General features: G+C 37.4%; 13 protein-coding genes. 6 read left to right on the top strand and 7 right to left on the bottom strand.

Features of this window, described 5'->3' with window-relative positions; all coding sequences use genetic code 11:
* A complete protein-coding gene (locus KHS79_RS21425) occupies positions 1-954 on the bottom strand; it encodes a ParB/RepB/Spo0J family partition protein (protein WP_051311684.1) in 954 nt (317 codons plus the stop codon).
* Between the two features lie 265 nt (positions 955-1,219).
* Here KHS79_RS21425 and KHS79_RS21420 point away from each other — a divergent pair, with 265 nt between their 5' ends.
* The 4 genes from KHS79_RS21420 to KHS79_RS21405 all read left to right on the top strand — a co-directional run bounded on the left by KHS79_RS21420 (position 1,220) and on the right by KHS79_RS21405 (position 4,880).
* The gene (locus KHS79_RS21420) at positions 1,220-2,386 is read left to right on the top strand and encodes a ParM/StbA family protein (RefSeq protein WP_212721917.1); all 1,167 of its coding nucleotides are present in this window, start codon (positions 1,220-1,222) and stop codon (positions 2,384-2,386) included.
* 10 nt (positions 2,387-2,396) lie between these two features.
* Positions 2,397-2,774 (top strand): hypothetical protein, encoded by a 378-nt coding sequence (locus tag KHS79_RS21415; protein WP_212721912.1) that lies wholly within the window; start codon positions 2,397-2,399, stop codon positions 2,772-2,774.
* Positions 2,775-2,935: 161 nt separating this feature from the next.
* Positions 2,936-3,973 (top strand): hypothetical protein, encoded by a 1,038-nt coding sequence (locus KHS79_RS21410; RefSeq protein WP_212721909.1) that lies wholly within the window; start codon positions 2,936-2,938, stop codon positions 3,971-3,973.
* Positions 3,974-4,112: 139 nt separating this feature from the next.
* Positions 4,113-4,880 carry an N-6 DNA methylase gene (locus tag KHS79_RS21405; RefSeq protein ID WP_212721907.1) on the top strand — a complete coding sequence of 256 codons (768 nt, stop codon included), beginning with the start codon at positions 4,113-4,115 and terminating at the stop codon, positions 4,878-4,880.
* A gap of 254 nt (positions 4,881-5,134) precedes the next feature.
* Here KHS79_RS21405 and KHS79_RS21400 read toward each other — a convergent pair whose 3' ends face one another.
* The 6 genes from KHS79_RS21400 to KHS79_RS21375 form a co-directional block, all read right to left on the bottom strand.
* A complete protein-coding gene (locus tag KHS79_RS21400; protein ID WP_027709591.1) occupies positions 5,135-6,772 on the bottom strand; it encodes a WD40/YVTN/BNR-like repeat-containing protein in 1,638 nt (545 codons plus the stop codon).
* Between the two features lie 787 nt (positions 6,773-7,559).
* On the bottom strand, positions 7,560-8,024 hold the full coding sequence (locus KHS79_RS21395; RefSeq protein WP_212721905.1) for a DUF1203 domain-containing protein: 465 nt from the start codon (positions 8,022-8,024) through the stop codon (positions 7,560-7,562).
* A gap of 283 nt (positions 8,025-8,307) precedes the next feature.
* Positions 8,308-9,327 (bottom strand): DUF4214 domain-containing protein, encoded by a 1,020-nt coding sequence (locus tag KHS79_RS21390; protein WP_212721903.1) that lies wholly within the window; start codon positions 9,325-9,327, stop codon positions 8,308-8,310.
* A 396-nt stretch (positions 9,328-9,723) separates the two neighbouring features.
* Entirely contained in the window at positions 9,724-10,269 is a 546-nt protein-coding gene (locus KHS79_RS21385) for a hypothetical protein (protein ID WP_212721901.1), read from the bottom strand.
* A 415-nt stretch (positions 10,270-10,684) separates the two neighbouring features.
* Positions 10,685-11,113, bottom strand: coding sequence for a hypothetical protein (locus KHS79_RS21380; protein ID WP_133296228.1), 429 nt, complete (start codon positions 11,111-11,113; stop codon positions 10,685-10,687).
* A 139-nt stretch (positions 11,114-11,252) separates the two neighbouring features.
* Positions 11,253-13,304, bottom strand: a complete 2,052-nt coding sequence (locus KHS79_RS21375) for a TraM recognition domain-containing protein (RefSeq protein WP_212721900.1) — start codon at positions 13,302-13,304, stop codon at positions 11,253-11,255.
* A 202-nt stretch (positions 13,305-13,506) separates the two neighbouring features.
* On the opposite strand from KHS79_RS21375, the gene KHS79_RS21370 reads away from it, so the two are divergent.
* Positions 13,507-14,205, top strand: coding sequence for a hypothetical protein (locus tag KHS79_RS21370; protein ID WP_212721898.1), 699 nt, complete (start codon positions 13,507-13,509; stop codon positions 14,203-14,205).
* Complete coding sequence (locus KHS79_RS21365) at positions 14,202-15,215, top strand: ATPase, T2SS/T4P/T4SS family (RefSeq protein WP_212721896.1); 1,014 nt, start codon at positions 14,202-14,204, stop codon at positions 15,213-15,215. Before KHS79_RS21370 ends, KHS79_RS21365 begins: the two co-directional genes overlap by 4 nt.
* The last annotated feature ends 858 nt before the right edge of the window (positions 15,216-16,073 follow it).

Here is a 16,073-nt window from a genome sequence, read left to right as displayed (position 1 = left end):
TTAAGCACTACCTGTAGCTTTCTCTGATAAATAGGCATTTAGTGTTGCTTCACACTGCTGTAAATCCATCTCAGCAATGCTTTCGGCAGCATACCGCAGATCTTTCAAGAGTTCACGTGCAGTGTGTAAGTTCAACTGTAAGGCAATGTGAGCTTTAGTCTTTTTGGACGTTTTTGATGGAATGCGCTCTTCTAAAAATTCTGATAAATGTTCGCTAGAATTATCTTTTTGGGCACTTTTTATAAAATCATCTAGTTCGTCATCATCTAATTTAGATGCTTTTTTTAGTAATTTTAAATCTTGAATGGCACAGTCAGCATATGCGTCTTGTAAGGGTTCAGGGTATTTTGCTATATTTTCTGAAACCTTTAAAACTTCTGTAGCATTTTCTCCTTCACGTATCTTTTTTAATGCAATATTTAGGGTTTTTTCTGGTAATTTTGCTAGTCGTTGTAATTTACTAATATCAGTAATGATTTTTTCTTTATATAGCGCTTGAATACGCTCATTTAATTTAAAGATAGATGTGTATTTCGAGACCCATGGTTTGCTTTTGCCTAAATGTTTCGCCAGATCACTCGTAGTCCAACCCTCATTTAAACGCTTTTGTAGAGCGTATGAAAGTTCATACCCAGAGAGGTCCTCTCGTAACAAGTTATCAATCAGCATTTCTAAGCTATTAGCTTTGGCATCGTTGTTACGAACGATAACAGGAACCTGTTGCATACCTGCGAGTTTTGCTGCACGCCAACGACGCTCTCCACCAATAAGGATGAACTTGTTTGCTTCAGATGGATGAGGCTTCACACTCAATGGGCTGAAGACTTGCTGTGATGTACGAATGCTGCTTGCAAGTTCTTCGAGTTTTTTTTGATCAATATTTTGGCGATCTTGTTGAGTATCTGGGTATATGTTTTCAACAGGAATTGAATGTAGCTTATCCATATCTTTCATATAATTTCCATATAGTTTTTGTATTTATTATATCTAATACTTGGTTAATATTTATAGTTATTTCAACATGTAGTATATAAAAATAGCAATATTCATACAATAGTTTTAGATTAAACTAATTAAAATATAGTGAAAAACATATGAAAGTTGTAGTATAGTTATACTAAATGTTTAGCCTGTTATGAGTAACCGTGAATGCGGTTTAGTCATCAAGGTTTCATTAATAAAGACTATAGAATAGCTAGGTAAACTACAGGTAATGTATATGACTGATACCCTGATCCCTGTTGGACTTGATGTTGGCAACTCTTATACAAAGCTGGCGCTGTGGGGCCGAGATGAGAGCGGTCAACGACAAATAATGTGTTATAAACTTGCAAGCCATGTGCGCAGTGGTGGTCCCAATATGCGTATGGGATTACCGGCTGCTGAATCGCAAGAATATTCTTTTTTGGTGCGTGGCAAAGAGTATTACACGGTAGAGAAGGGGTGTAGTGACAGTATTGATTTATTTTCGCGGGGGGCAACGTCAGATGCTATCGCTGTCTTAGGGCATGCGATGTTAATGTTAGCTGGACTAGGTGGCCGCTCTTTAGCCCTAGCTACCAATTTACCACTAGTGCATGAGCGGGGTATTTCCTACTTTAAGCTAAATCAGCAAACTGGCTTATTTGAGCAAAATCATGAGCTAATTGCTAAACGAGCAGGATTATTCCAGCAGGTACCTATACAGCCTCATAATCCAAATCATCAATTAGCTAATGTCACTCATGCTTCTTGCTTTGCTGAAATGTTTTCAGCCTACGTGAATGCGGTATGTGATAACGAAGGCCAAGTGGACGAAAAGCATAATGCTGTAGGGTATTTGGATATTGGTGGTGGTACTACAGAAATCGGCATTATTAAAAAACATTTCCAACTTGATCCGAGCACCGCGAAAACGATTCCCTTGGGTGTGTTAAATGTTAATGATGAACTGTATCGATTATTAGTTCGCCAATACCCAACTTATGTAGACTACTTTGACCCTAAACGGCATCGTTCAGTATTAAGTGATATTGTCGAAACCAAGCGCTTTTGGAACGGTGCAGAGCAAGTGGATGTCAGTGATTTAGTCGCAGAAGCAGTGGCTCGAGTTGCACGGGATATCGTGGATGAGGCTACAAAGCGCCTGAAACACAATTTTGGTCAGCTGAATGAAATTAAAATTGTGGGTGGTGGTGCTTATGTATTCAAAGATCATCTTGAAGCATTACCTTACGTCAATCAAGATACGTCACAAGTCGAATTTGAAAATGCCTGTGGTTTACTGAAAATAATGACTTTTATGTCAGACCAAGCGCAACATATTAACATTGATCAAGCGATTGATGCGGTGTTTGGGCCAGTAACAACGGATGTAACGGATGTCGCTGAACCTGCGACAGCATAAGAGGTGATCTGTGGCGAATACGAAGAAAGTCCAAAAAGTCCAGTGTCCAATGGACCTCTATTTGGATGATGAAAAACAAAAACTGGTGTATGAAAAGCGTGAGCAGGCTAAAAATAAAATGGCCTGTTTACGTCAACTCAGTGCAGCAGGCGCAATCCTTGATCAGTGGGGTATCCTCAACGATGTGCTGTATATGTATGATCGAGGCTTACCTGTTGAGCGGGCGTTAGCGACGATTCTGACCATGTTAAATGCGGATCAAGCAAACCCTTCAGGTGTCGTTGAAAGCGCCAAAGAAAGCCCTCAGAAGCCAGTAGAATCTCATCCTACACCGCCCCAGCCTTCTTCCACAGCTCCTTTGTTGATGCAGACCATCAAGAAGAGTTAAGAGCTAGTCCTCGTTATGCCACCTTTAGGGGGAACGTTTATTTCCCTTAAAGGTCTATCTTCACTTTTAAATCCTACGTTAGATGTTGTAAAACCAGGGTATACATATCACTGGTTTAAATAGCTTTTTTAAAGGCAGTACTATTCGTTCAAAGGACTTGTATGATAAATAAAGAAAAATTAGTTAATTATTTTTATGAGAATGTCATTAAAGTACTTCTATCTATATTTTTGGTTACAGGTTTTGGTGTATTTACTATTTACTGGAGTTCTATAGGGTATACACCAGAGTTTCAATTAGAGTCTTACTTGGCAGTAGTTACTTGTGCCGCTGTAGCGGGTATTTGGGTCCTATTCATATTAACAGTTATTTTTCTTTTACCCTCTTTTGGATGGAATTTATTTACAAGTATTAGGCGTATCAAAAAACACAGGTACTGGAATAGAGATAAGTCGCAACATAAGAAAAAAGATCGTAAACTAGCGATATTAGCATTTTATTATACACTAGCCCACTTCTTAGGTATTGGTATTGCATTATATACAAGTTTATATTTACTATTTTTTTGGCAAGCCGCTATTTTTTTAATAAGCTATCAATATGTATTTGTATCAAGAAATGAAAAACCTGAAAGAAAATATTTTACTAAAGTTTTTAAGAAAAACGATGTTGTGGTTTCACTTGTTATATGGGTTGGATCTATAATTTCAGTAATTTTATATGCTGTTCCTTTTGATATAGTTTTAAGTGATGGAGAGCTACAAGATTCTGATAAAGTATTATTTATACTTGCTCTTGTTGTATATAACATTGTTGCTATTAGTTTTAGAGAAGTTAAAGAAGATTTCGGAATGATTGTATTCGCAGGCTTTGTTATCCTAGTTATGTATTTTTGTTACTTGTCAAAGTGGGGTGTTATACCCTCAGCAGTTAACAAAATATACAAATTTGGAGATTTTCAAGTTGAAAAATTAGTTATTAAAAAGGACTCTTGCTTGGCAATTAAAAGTGCAGGAGTCGACATTACATTAGAGGGTGAGCACTGTGTACTTAAAAATATCATGATTAAATCAAGACTAGGTGAGGAGTATTTTTTAGAAACTGAAAAAGAAAATATTCAGTTTATCGTAGATAAAAAAGATGTTTTGACTTGGGTTTTTAAAAAGAACACAGATAAAAAAAGTGCAACAAATAATTGAAGTTTACGGATAGTTATGGCAGATTCATGAGTGCTAGCAATAGCACTTAATGGCTAGCTGTAAAGTGCTTAACGTCCATTGGCGATGGTTTCATCGTCAATGGACGATGAAATTATCGCTACACAACACAGGTGTAGTGATGAAAACTCAAGAATTTGTGAGTCGTTTTTTAGCACTAAATTTAAGGCATGGATACACGATTGATCAGTGGTTTGATTGGTTACTTGATGATTGTTTAGCATCCCTGGGGCGTCGTATCCCTGAAAAGGATATTCCCCCTGAACTATGTCGTGAAGCACTGTATGCGGTTTCTGGTGATTATGCCAAGGCAGTGATTGCCCATCCCTTCGACGACATTTTAGGTGTGCTTTATCTGGAAATCAGTAACAACTACAACCGAAAAGGTATGGGGCAGTATTTCACTCCTTTTCCGCTGGCTGAAATGATGGCGAGAATGCAATTTTCGCTGGATGAGCTTAAAGCGGTTGCTCAGCAAAGAGGGGAGGTGTCTATCCTAGAACCCACGTGTGGTTCGGGTGTGATGTTATTAGCCTGGATGTCTATTATCCAGGCTGAAGCACCTGAGCTAATACGTTATCTTTCGTTGACGGCTATCGACCTTGATCGTATTTGTACGAAGATGTGTGCAGTGCAAATTATGGCGCATGTTCTGATTCATCAGTGCGATATAAAAGTCTTGCAAGTAATTCATGGTGACTCGCTGAGGTGTGAGGTAAAGCAAGTCATTGTGAACTATGAAAATCCAGCTTTTGTCTCTGATGATGTGCGGATATTGGATACATCAGAATCACTAGACGATAAGCCTAGCGTTGTAGTGGCCTATCAGTGTGAGGAGGAATCTCCAATAACTGTTGCGGATGATGGTCAATTTGGCTTTGATTTTTAAGTCTTTGTCCCCCTAGATTATCTAGGGGGATGTACCAACATATTTGTCTTAAGTGATGCTACTGAGTATTCGCTTTATTATAAAAACAAAGTGTCCCCTCAGTGAAGGTAAGTGAGAACAAAAATTTTTTTACCACCTACACAGTTGCTGAGGGGACATGATAAAACCACTTTAACTTCACCGCTCTGAGTATAAGTACAAAAATCCACATAAGTGTGGGTTTTTGCTTTTAATTGAGGGTTTTATAGCCTTATTTAATAGTTAGCTCTTTCTATTAACCAAGAGTTTCCATCTTTTGTGCTCATGATTTTTCCTGAAGGTGTGGAGCATAATACTTCTTCAGTATTATCAATAACGATCATATTTACACAATTCTCAGTCATCTCTTTGGACTCTTGCCAGTTTTTTCCACCATTCACAGTTTTTATTATACCAGTACTTGATGACAAAATACCCATGTTAATCACTACTCCATACCCATTATTTTTATCGCTAAAATGTAGGTTTGATGACATATGAGGGGCTTTAACTAAACTCCAAGACTTACCTTCGTCATTGGAAATAAAGTGGTTTCTTGTTAATCCCATAAGATCCACAAGGATAAGAGTATTGCTATTGTTATTTGATTTAAGCAACTGAAAGTTATCTTTTGATTCAATTGTGGACCACTGATTACTTGGTAAATCATACACTTCTATATGAGAGGCATCTTTTGCAATAAAGAGCTTATTTTTTGTTCGTGCATGAATATTTTTAAAGTAGCTTGGTTGCATTGTCCATAAAGTATTTGTACTTTGATTAACACTTTTTATTTGATTAACAGTATTATCCTTTGAGACCATATAAACATTTATTACGTTGCTGGGAATGCCCCCTTCCCTAGTCACTACTAATAGTTGGTTTGAAGCGGTTTTTGAGATATGAACGATTGGGCCAAGTTTTGTACTAGTGTTTATTGAATCCCAAGAAAGCCCTTTGTTACGAGTAACTATTATTTGGCCATCTTCAAGCCCAGCATAAAGCCCATCACTATCTTTATAGACTGATAAAACCTCATAAATAGAACCAGTATCTAAATAGTTCCAATGACCTTTACTGTCTCGTGTAAGAACCTGTCCTAGTTTACTGCCAAAGTATGCATTGTTATCGTCATCTATAAACACATTATTAAGGGTAAGAGTAGATTTTTTTGCTAGTTTAACTAAGTCTTTATTTGAATGCACTTTATCCCATTGAAGTTGTTTTTTCATTTTGCTTGCACTTTCTGAAGCAATTATTAAGGCTGTTGCGATTAACCCTTGATTGGTGGCACTTCCAACTCCTGCTTTTTCTAATGGAAACTTAGATTTAAACGAGACATTATGTGAGCCATTCTCTAATAAAAGATCTGCAAGTAAAGGATAATTTTGCCTAGTATAACTTTCTAAATCAATACTTTTATTTGCTTGAATTAAAGTTACTTCTCTATTTCCTAGAGGTTGATATATTATTGTTTGAAGGTTTGTTATTTTGCCTGGCTCAACAGTAAAAGAGTCTAAAAGATTGGCAGCTCCATAAAACCCACTACTTCCTACAGGTGATTCAGCATACATACTAATAATTTTATAGTTTCCTTGTGGAATCATACCTGAGAATATTTGTGTAGAACCAAATTGAGGTTTTTGAACCCATAAGTTATATGTTGTACCATCACTTGATGATTTAATGGTTATACCTGTTAATTGTGCATGAAGTGTACTTATTGCTACAGTGTTTGAAATTACAGCAGCAACAACTAAGCCATGGGACTTAACTTGTTGATCTGGCGGAAGGCTTTGTAAAGTAGAACAAGATGCTAAGAAAATGCACAATAAAATCAATATGGCTGTTCTTAGTTTTAAAAAAAAATACATTAGTTAACCTTAGTTATGGAGTAAGCTTTATTTCTAAATAATTAAAATATCAAGATATTAAATTTATTTAGTACAACAATAAGCCGTTATTTTCTAGCTTTGATTCTTGATTTACAAAACGGTTATGTATATACCAAAAGACACCTGAAGAATTGAGAAATACCTTTATAAATAAAAGCCAGACTGTGTATTTTATGCAGGATATATTCACTGAGCATGATGATAACTAGAAGTAAAGGAAAGGGATTATAGTTCTAACGTCGTCACATTTAAACTGTTTTGTTGTCTTTGATAACGTAAGGCTTGAACATAAACTGTTAGCCCAGCGAGGCTACAGCTGCATTGATGTCTCTATCATGCATCGTATGACACATCAGGCATGTCTTCTTATTTGGTATTGTATACAGGGGAGCCACGAACGTTGGCCGAAGGGGCGCTTATATATCGGGTCATACACAATAAAGCTATCACGGTAGGCATGTGGGCTCTAGTATCAAAAGAAGAAAAGTACCCGTAGCTTGTTATCGTTTTGCGCCTAATAACTTGTGTTTCGAGAGCGGGAGGAGCGCAGCGATTATGCACTGCTGTTAACCGATCGTAGCCTATCTATGGGAATCACTGCCCTCAGGGCGGTGAGGTTGTCAATCGTGATCAGTATTATCATCTAGTGATGATGTTTGGCTAAAAGCACAAGGGTACCTCTAAAAATTCTTACTGATGTGTGTTCCCTTGGTGAACATGCCTGAAAGCAAATTTTTTTAATCCGCACGCTTGTCGAGGATACACACTAAGCCCTTACCACTGTACAGTTGAAACAGCCGGGTTTAGCATTATGAATCTGGATATAGTCAACGTCAGCATTTTGGAATATACCATTGATATGTTTCTCAAGTTCATCGCCCTCTGTAACATCTGCTTCTAACATAGTTCCATCATTGCTATAACCTCGGACTGATAAAAGTCGGTGGCGAAGCATATATGGTATCTCATTGACTTTAGTTTCAGCTGTTATGGCATTTTCTCTCACAAAAATTGGCCCTGAACTTTGATAGGGTGTTGTTGCTTTATGGTGTGTATAACTTAGCAGCAACAATCTTTCTCCCACTTTTGCATCTTCAAGCGATACACGACATGGGTAACCAGGGCAAATATCAACCTCTAACCACTTTGCATTCGCTGCTTCTAACTCACTATGACTCAATGAATTAAATAAGCTGCTATCTAAAGGTAAAATTAAGAAATCAATTTTCATAAGTATTATCAAGTAACTTTTTTCGAAAATATACTCAATAATTTATCACGCTTACAACCTAAAACTGGACAAGTAATTTTACGGGTTCTGTCGCAAAAATTATTCAGCATAAAAACGAACTTATTTTGGACACACTTAGCCTGATGATTGGTAATGGCTAAAAGTCGCCGACAACGTTGGCCTAACTTGTTACCAAGATGGATTCAGGCTTTTCTATTTAGCGGCACAACTGTGGGACAGTAGTGCCGCTAAGCGGTGGTTTTTTCAAGTAACTGGTGTAAGCCTACTGCCCGCAAATTTTCTGAGAGACTTGGGTGAATTCTTCAGAGTGTAACAGGGCATAAGCGACATCAGCTCGCGTAGCACCCTTAATCATTTCTTTAACCCAATATGGATCATCTTTTTCCTTCGCGGTAAGGTCGCGATTAAACGCAGCCTGATACATAGCGCTTACAAATCGAGCTTTATTATCATCCAAGGTGTATCCATGATTCACAAAAGTCCAAATAATGTCTCTTAAGGTATTTTCATTGCAACCACGAGATGCCAGCTCACCCTGCCAGTAGACGTAACCACTATCGTTTACACTCGGAAACTTCCCAGTAAAGTGGTAGTAATAATTATCAATGATATTTTGGTTAGTAAATGGATAAGATCGATAAATCCAGCTTACCATTCGCTTGTCACCAGCACTGAGCGAAACGGTTCGTCTTGATTTGCTACTGCAATAGTTCATTACAGACGTTCTATCGTAGTCACCAAAATAAATACTACCATCAGGTCCTTGCTCTACTTTATCAGAGCAGTGTTTTTCAGATCGATTATGCTCATGCGCAAATCCAAGCGCATGACCAAATTCATGTATAACGACGTATTTCCAACAAGTCTTCGGGTCGTAGCCATCTTCGTTCTCGGCAGCACATTGGCGCTCAACGTAAAGCTCAAGACCAGCCTTCTTCCCATTAATATCAAAGCCCAATGCGTTTACTTGCGAGTCACCAATCAAGATAATGTCTTCTTGATCTGGAAAAGGACTATCACTTACAATTCGGACACGAATGCCTTGAGCATTCGCACTACATTTGCCCCAGCCATAAAAACTTAGGCCAGAGTTTGCCTGCCAAGAATTCGTTACCGCATCTCTAGCCTCTTGGTAAAGATTCCGTCCACCAGCAATCAAGCCCGGCTTAATTTCTTCAAAACACACAGCAATACGATTGCTTGGCCAGGTCTTCGTCAGATCTGGGTAACCTGAAAACGCCATCATTGGCATAAGCGCTAAAACTAGCAGTAAGTGCTTCATATATACGTCTACTCAACAATATTGGTATTGATTCTATTACGGCCACTCATTTTCTACTGCTTGCCGGAATACAAGCAAAATAATAAAGGGATGTTAGCCGAGCGCGGATAATACCAATGCCAAATGCTACCTACAACAACCCCTTAAAATGCATGATATTGGTGTACTCTCGGTGAAGATGCGTGAAAACAAAAATTTTTTTAATCATTCACACATAGTTGCCGAGAGGATACGGAGGTTTAAGGATGGCACGGCCACGAAGTGCGGAAGTAGAAAAGAAGCGTGTCCCCTCAGCAGCTAATGTGGTGCCAAAAAAATTTCAATGGCACACGCTTACTGAGGGAATACGATACGATCAGATATGAGTCAGTACACCTAATGAAAGAAGACTACAAATTAACTCTCATCCTTTTTAGATCTAAGATAACATATCTTTTCCTTATATTTGATGCTATCTTCTTCATCCTCAAAAAACTCATCTATTTGAAAGTCTTTTAAAATAAACCAAAGTTTTAGTGAAATATGGCTTGGCTCATTTCCACCTCTACCATCATGTACACTCCATAACTCTCCAGCTGTTCCAACAAACTCAAACTTGGCATATGAGTCAAAGAGTTGAGCTTTAAGAGATAATGAAGTTATATACCTTGAATATGTCCCTGTGTCACAAGCTGTTCTTCCCTGATACATAGAAACATCTCCAAAAATTTTGCTCCTTTCACCCTTTCCTAGATCTAACAACTCATTTGTCTTTATAGCACTTATTAGTTGATCCAAACTTATATCAATTGATATATGTGGCCCACCATCAGCTATAACTTCACTATCTGTATAGTAATCATCAAAGTTCCAAAGTATGAGCTCTTCAAGACAGAACTTGGGCATCATCGTTACGTAGTACTGAACATCATCTATGAAAACTTCTACCTGATACTTTTCCATTTATTTATACCTATTACGACAGCTCAGTACTAAATAACCTATAGCCTGTGCTAATACTATTTCCCTCATATATTCCTAGGCAGGCGTGCGGGACTTGAAAATTTTTTTATGGCATACGCTTACCGAGAGGACACCTATCTGTTTGTTTGTGTCCCCTCGGTAAGCATGCAGTGGTGGAAATATTTTTAGTAGTTGGATAGACGGCACCTGTTACCAGATGCCGCTTATCCGACGAACAAAAATTTTTAACCACCCATACACGCTAGCAGAGGGGATACTGTAAAGTCGTTCGCTATCTATACTTCTCCGCATAACTACTAATGAGCATTACCCTTACGCAAACCTAACCTCATTGTAGGTTTTATGGTTTCTGGTATCCAGCGAAGTGGGTAAGGAGCAGCTAACTGTATTCAGTCTACGAGTCATTTTTACTGATACGCTTGATACACTTCCCTATATCATTTCGTAATATGACAAAAATAGCAATATAGAATAATAATATAGGTATAGTGACAATAATTCCCAATGGGTTTTCAATAAACTTTCCACTTAAAAAATAGTTGAGCATTTTAGATGTTGAGAACATCCATGTTTGATTGCTATATATTAGCAGTACAGTTAACCATGCCGCAGACAATAGTCTAATTATAAAATTTAATCTATTTTGCTTGTTTACAGAAAACGCCCCAGTTATAAGTGGAGCGATAATCACAAGGGTATAAAATACTGTTTCGTATATAGAGGCGTAACCATAAGCCTTTTCATAACCAACCCCCCTGAATAATAAAAATACAGGAATACCAATGAGGAGTGTAGTTATCCATAAATATATTTTTGATTTCATATTACAGTGTCCGATGGCATTAGAACAGTACATACAGTGAGTATGTGGCGCCATAAAAATTAAACTATGCATGCTGTCCGAGGGGACACCAACATTCTAATGCCTTTTCCCATACTCTTATCTCCTTATATTTACTAGCTTAAAGTTCTACATATCGTACTACATTTGTTGAATTTTGGAGGCTACTTTCTGAATTTTGAGAAGAGATATTATTTCTGCTTGGTTGGTTATTATCAATATCTGTGAGAGAGTTAAGCCATTCGTTTAACTCCTCTTCATTAATCGGGGGTGGCTGTACAGGTTCTTGGGCGGTGTTATTCTGTGTTGTAGTAACTTCAGGTTCTGTAGTATGTGGTATGCCTGTCGTTACTTGTGACTCTTGGCCATCGCTTTCATTTTCGTCAGTTATGTTGGTAGGAGCCAGTGAAGCTGGGTTTACAATAGGTTGCATAGGTTGCATAGGTTGCATAGGTTGCATAGGTTGCATAGGTTGTGAGGAGGGTCTTAATGGCATGCCTCTTAGTTCTTGGACTGGTACCCATGCGGTATATAGAATACGAGACAGTTTCCCTGGTATGAATAACCCTGCAACTTGGGGTTCAAATGACTGAATATCGTTTTCAGTGATAAGGTTTTCTTCTATACTTCCCAAGCTAGACTCGCCTTCCCACACTTCGGCCCCAGCTGAATTAGTTTTAGTTCGTTCTGATTTTTTAATAGTTTTAATAAGTGTTCCAGACATATTAGCGGCCCACTCTTTTGTCTCTTTTTCGTTATTTTGATAAACCATGGTAATTTTAGCGTTTGTTTCTACGGCATACTTAATCGCTTCAGCGTTGAGTGTCTTGTCTGGTAAATTTAATAGATCTTTGATTGATTGGTAAGCAATCGAAATATTTACACCTTTTGATAGTACAGTGGCAAGTCCATCTGCTAAAACATCACTGATGACAAACTTTGCTTCATCAATACATAAGTAAGTGTGTTTTTCTTGTTTACCAATTCGCATTGCTGTTTGTACAAAGTCCATCATCATAATAGTTGCAATACGCTGCACCAGTCGGTTATTCATACTAGCTCGGATATATACAACACGGTTTTCACGGATACTGCGCTCGATACTAAACCCACGATCTTGTCTAGCACCAAGCGAAGGCAGGAACTCCAACTCATCTAATAAATTAATTGAGTTTTGTACTTTGCTAGGGTCAATTGAGTATTCTGCATGAGGGTCAATACTAAGGAAAATTCGCTTAAGTGAGCGGATACGTTTATCCCATAAACCACGTTTAATAAGTTGGATCATCTCCTTACGTTCAGCACCTTTATAGAAATCGGCATTGGTGCCTGTAGGATTGAGGTTAAATAGATAATTCACTCGGCTTAAGGCTTCAAGGTCTGAGCCTGATAAAAAAGGTTCATATTTACCTGGACCGTATCCATTTAAGTCCATGATAATTGGTGACGCCCGACCGTTGGCAACACAGGATTCGCGCATTATATCGATAATAAAGTCGTCTGGCTTATTATCAATAAAAAAGACGGTATAGCCTTTACGAATCGCCTGATCGATCAAACAGCCTTGTATTACCCCTTTACCTGTTTGAGTTGGGCCTAAAATTTTTAATTGATTCTTTTTAAACTCTTCATCTGTTAGGTAGATAGGTTGGCTATCTTGGTCAACTCCAAAGAAAAAATATCCTTCTTTGTAGTATTGCCGTGGGTCAAATTGTTTTGTTTTGTAGCGGTTCTCTAATGTTCTAATATCAGATTGTTTATCTGCACTTTGTTTTACTCCAAGATCGCGTTTTAGCTTGGATAAGTATGGGTGTATCAATCGTACAAATAATAGCCGTATAAACAATGGGCAAACGATTGAAAATAAAATTAATGGTACATGATTTAAGAGACTTTCTTTGATTAAAAACCATATTTTAAAAGCAACTTGAGTATTTTGATTGAATGCATAGCTGACTCCATGTAGTACTAGTGGAAAGGCAAAAGCCAGTGAAAGTACGCCTCCATATAGCACTCTACGTATATAGGTTAAACCTATAGTTAAGAGCGTGTCATCTTGACTAATTTGAACTTTGCTCCAACCAAAAATAATCATGAAACTTAAAAAGCCAGCTATAAAGAAGTGACTATAGTAAAAGTATGCTTGTAAAAGCGAATTTAAGATCGAGTCCATGTTAGAAAAGTCCTTGTTTACTCGAGTAAACGGTCAAAAAATATACAATTATTTTATATAGCTTTTTATTAGTAGATTATATAGAATGCTATATGAAAATCTTTATAAAATAAATACATAATATTATTATTAACTTATTATATTTTAAGGATAATTAGTAGTATCTTATTTTCATATCTAGCTAAAAGGATTAGCTGACTAAATGGAAAAATTAATGACGCGTGCACGCCATACTGAAAAAAATCAATTGGTGTTGTGGTGGCTTTGTCAGTTTGGTTTCAGTGATCGATTTACACTGTCAAAGGCACTTAAAGTAAACCACTTAGGACAAGGCTACTATTTTAGTAAACTAGAGAAAGAACGCATCATTGAAGCTATTGATCAAAAAATATTACCACGCAAGTTATATAGGTTGGGTAGTAATGGTGCAAAATTAGCGGAGTACTTATTTCCACCTACCGATACAAAAAGAATTTACAATGTGGCGTACTCAACTTACTTGCATGAATCGCGAGTACAAGGGGTTGCTGCGGCCTTTGATGAGCCTCTACAAGTTAAAAATGCTAAAAAATATCTTCATGGTAAAAATATCAAAATACCAGACTTGCTGGTGGGTAAAAATGCTTATGAAATTGAGGTAACACGCAAATCATCAAAATGGATTTTTAACGCTTATTTATCTCATTTACAAAATATTAAAAAGGGGCATTATCAGCGAGTAATCTATCTCTTTCAGCATGCTGTGATGCGTGATACCTATGAAAAACTTTTTCACCAAGCACGTTGGCCGTACTACCAAAGCAAGGGTAATAGTTTGGTAAAAACAGATGCGACATTTGAAGCTAGTGCTATTCATGGTCGCAATTTCTTCCAGTTTGGACTCATTGAGGACTACTTATGACAGGGATGCGAGATTCTATTATTGGGCTGTTACCTGAAGGGGATCAACTTTGGTCGGTGGTGATGAATAACATGGCCCCCCTCCTGGATCTATATGCAGATAGTCGCAATGAAGAGATTATGGTTGTACGTTACAACTTAATATTTGTGAGACAAAGCGGGAAAAATATCAAAACAAATGCACAGTTTGACTCGGAAGACCATCTATTTAGGTTGATACATTCGCTAACTAAGACTTTAGGTAACGATATCAAGTTTGGTGAAGCTCAACCTGTAGTTGATATAGCCTTTCCTGATCATAGTAGGGCGAACTGTACGCATAAATCTATCTCTCCGCGTGGACATGCAATGACCATTCGATTGACTTCTAAGACTCCTTTGACAAGTGCTGGCTTGCTTGAAAGAAGTATGTTCAATCAGGAAATACTTGATTATTTAAAAATGCATATGGAAAAAAAGTCAATTTTTCTTATTGGTGGGGAAATGGGAAGTGGTAAAACTTCGTTGCTACGTATGCTCTCTGAATTTATAGGTGTTCATGAACGAGTGATTTCTGTTGAAGATACGCATGAGCTATTTATTAAGCAGGAGAATTATGAGCCTTTGGTCTGTCCTCGCGCAAGTAAAGCAATTACTTTTGCTGGATTGATGGAGATAGTGTTAAGGAAAATGCCGGATAGGTTATTGTGTGGTGAGATTCGTAACCCTCAAGTGGCTAAAGTGTTTTATGAGATGTTGAGTATTGGACATAGAGGGATAGCGACTACTATGCATGCAGAAACAGCTCAGGGAGCTTTAGAGCGCTTAACTGATCTTGTTTCTGATGCAGTATCAGTTTCCCGTTGGGAGACAATTTACAAAGACCTGAAACGTAGTTTGGATATTATTATTATTACTGCATATCATCCAATGTATGGTCGTCGTATTATGCAAATTGCTGAAATGTGTGATGGAGAGTTGATAGACAAATTTCGTTTTGATCCAAAAATAAGTGGTTTTGTGAAGTGTTAGTCTGACACTCCCCGCCCGCATTGGGCGAGGCTTTACGCGCATTTTTGGTAATTATTTAAAACAGCAAGGTATCCAATTATATCAGGCCTAACGATGCTTCCCTTATTTAGGTTGCACCTATTGCACTTATTGAGATTTCTTGGTTGACCTATCTATCTTAGAATGGAAGCCCAAATAGGTTATCAGAGGAGCTGTTAGGCTCTCAGAGTGTAATTTGAGGCTGTGAGGTTATTGGAGCGGGTATCATGTAATGAGGGCTTAGAAAGGCTTGGGAGAGCTGGAAATGGAAGATAGGCAAATGGCAATTGGTTTTGTTGATCTTGGTATGAATTGGCAATGAAAAACAAGGGATTGGTACATTCTCATAGGTAAAATCATATACACCCCCAGAGTAATACAAAGGCTTGCACCCCCATAGTGGCGAGTTTATGAGTATTGCGTTGAAAGTAGTCACTTGTAGTTTAGAGTTAGCAGTTACCAAAAAAACACATCACATATTATCAGGATGATGGATTGATATAAGATCACCCCCACAGATAACTCCCCAAAGAAAGACACCATTAAATCAACATTAAAATAATTAATTCAAACAATAAATCAGATATTTGACTGAAAAATATAATCTCTCTAGCCAGAATAATTTATAGAATTAATTTAATTAATAAATCCCAAAGCACTTCAAAAAAACGACTAAAAATAAAATAAATAGCAGAATAAATAAATAAATTAATTAATTAAAAAATAAATAGGAAAATAAAATAAATAAAAATAATTAATTAAAAATAAAATAAATAAATTAAATGTCGATTGTTATAGGGGGTGGGGATACACGCATGGTTAACGCATACACCCATAGGC

The organism is Zooshikella ganghwensis (assembly GCF_018263875.1).
Lineage (GTDB): Bacteria > Pseudomonadota > Gammaproteobacteria > Pseudomonadales > Zooshikellaceae > Zooshikella > Zooshikella ganghwensis.
The sequence above is the reverse complement of the archived record's forward strand: the minus strand, read 5'-3'. Positions and strand labels throughout refer to the sequence as shown.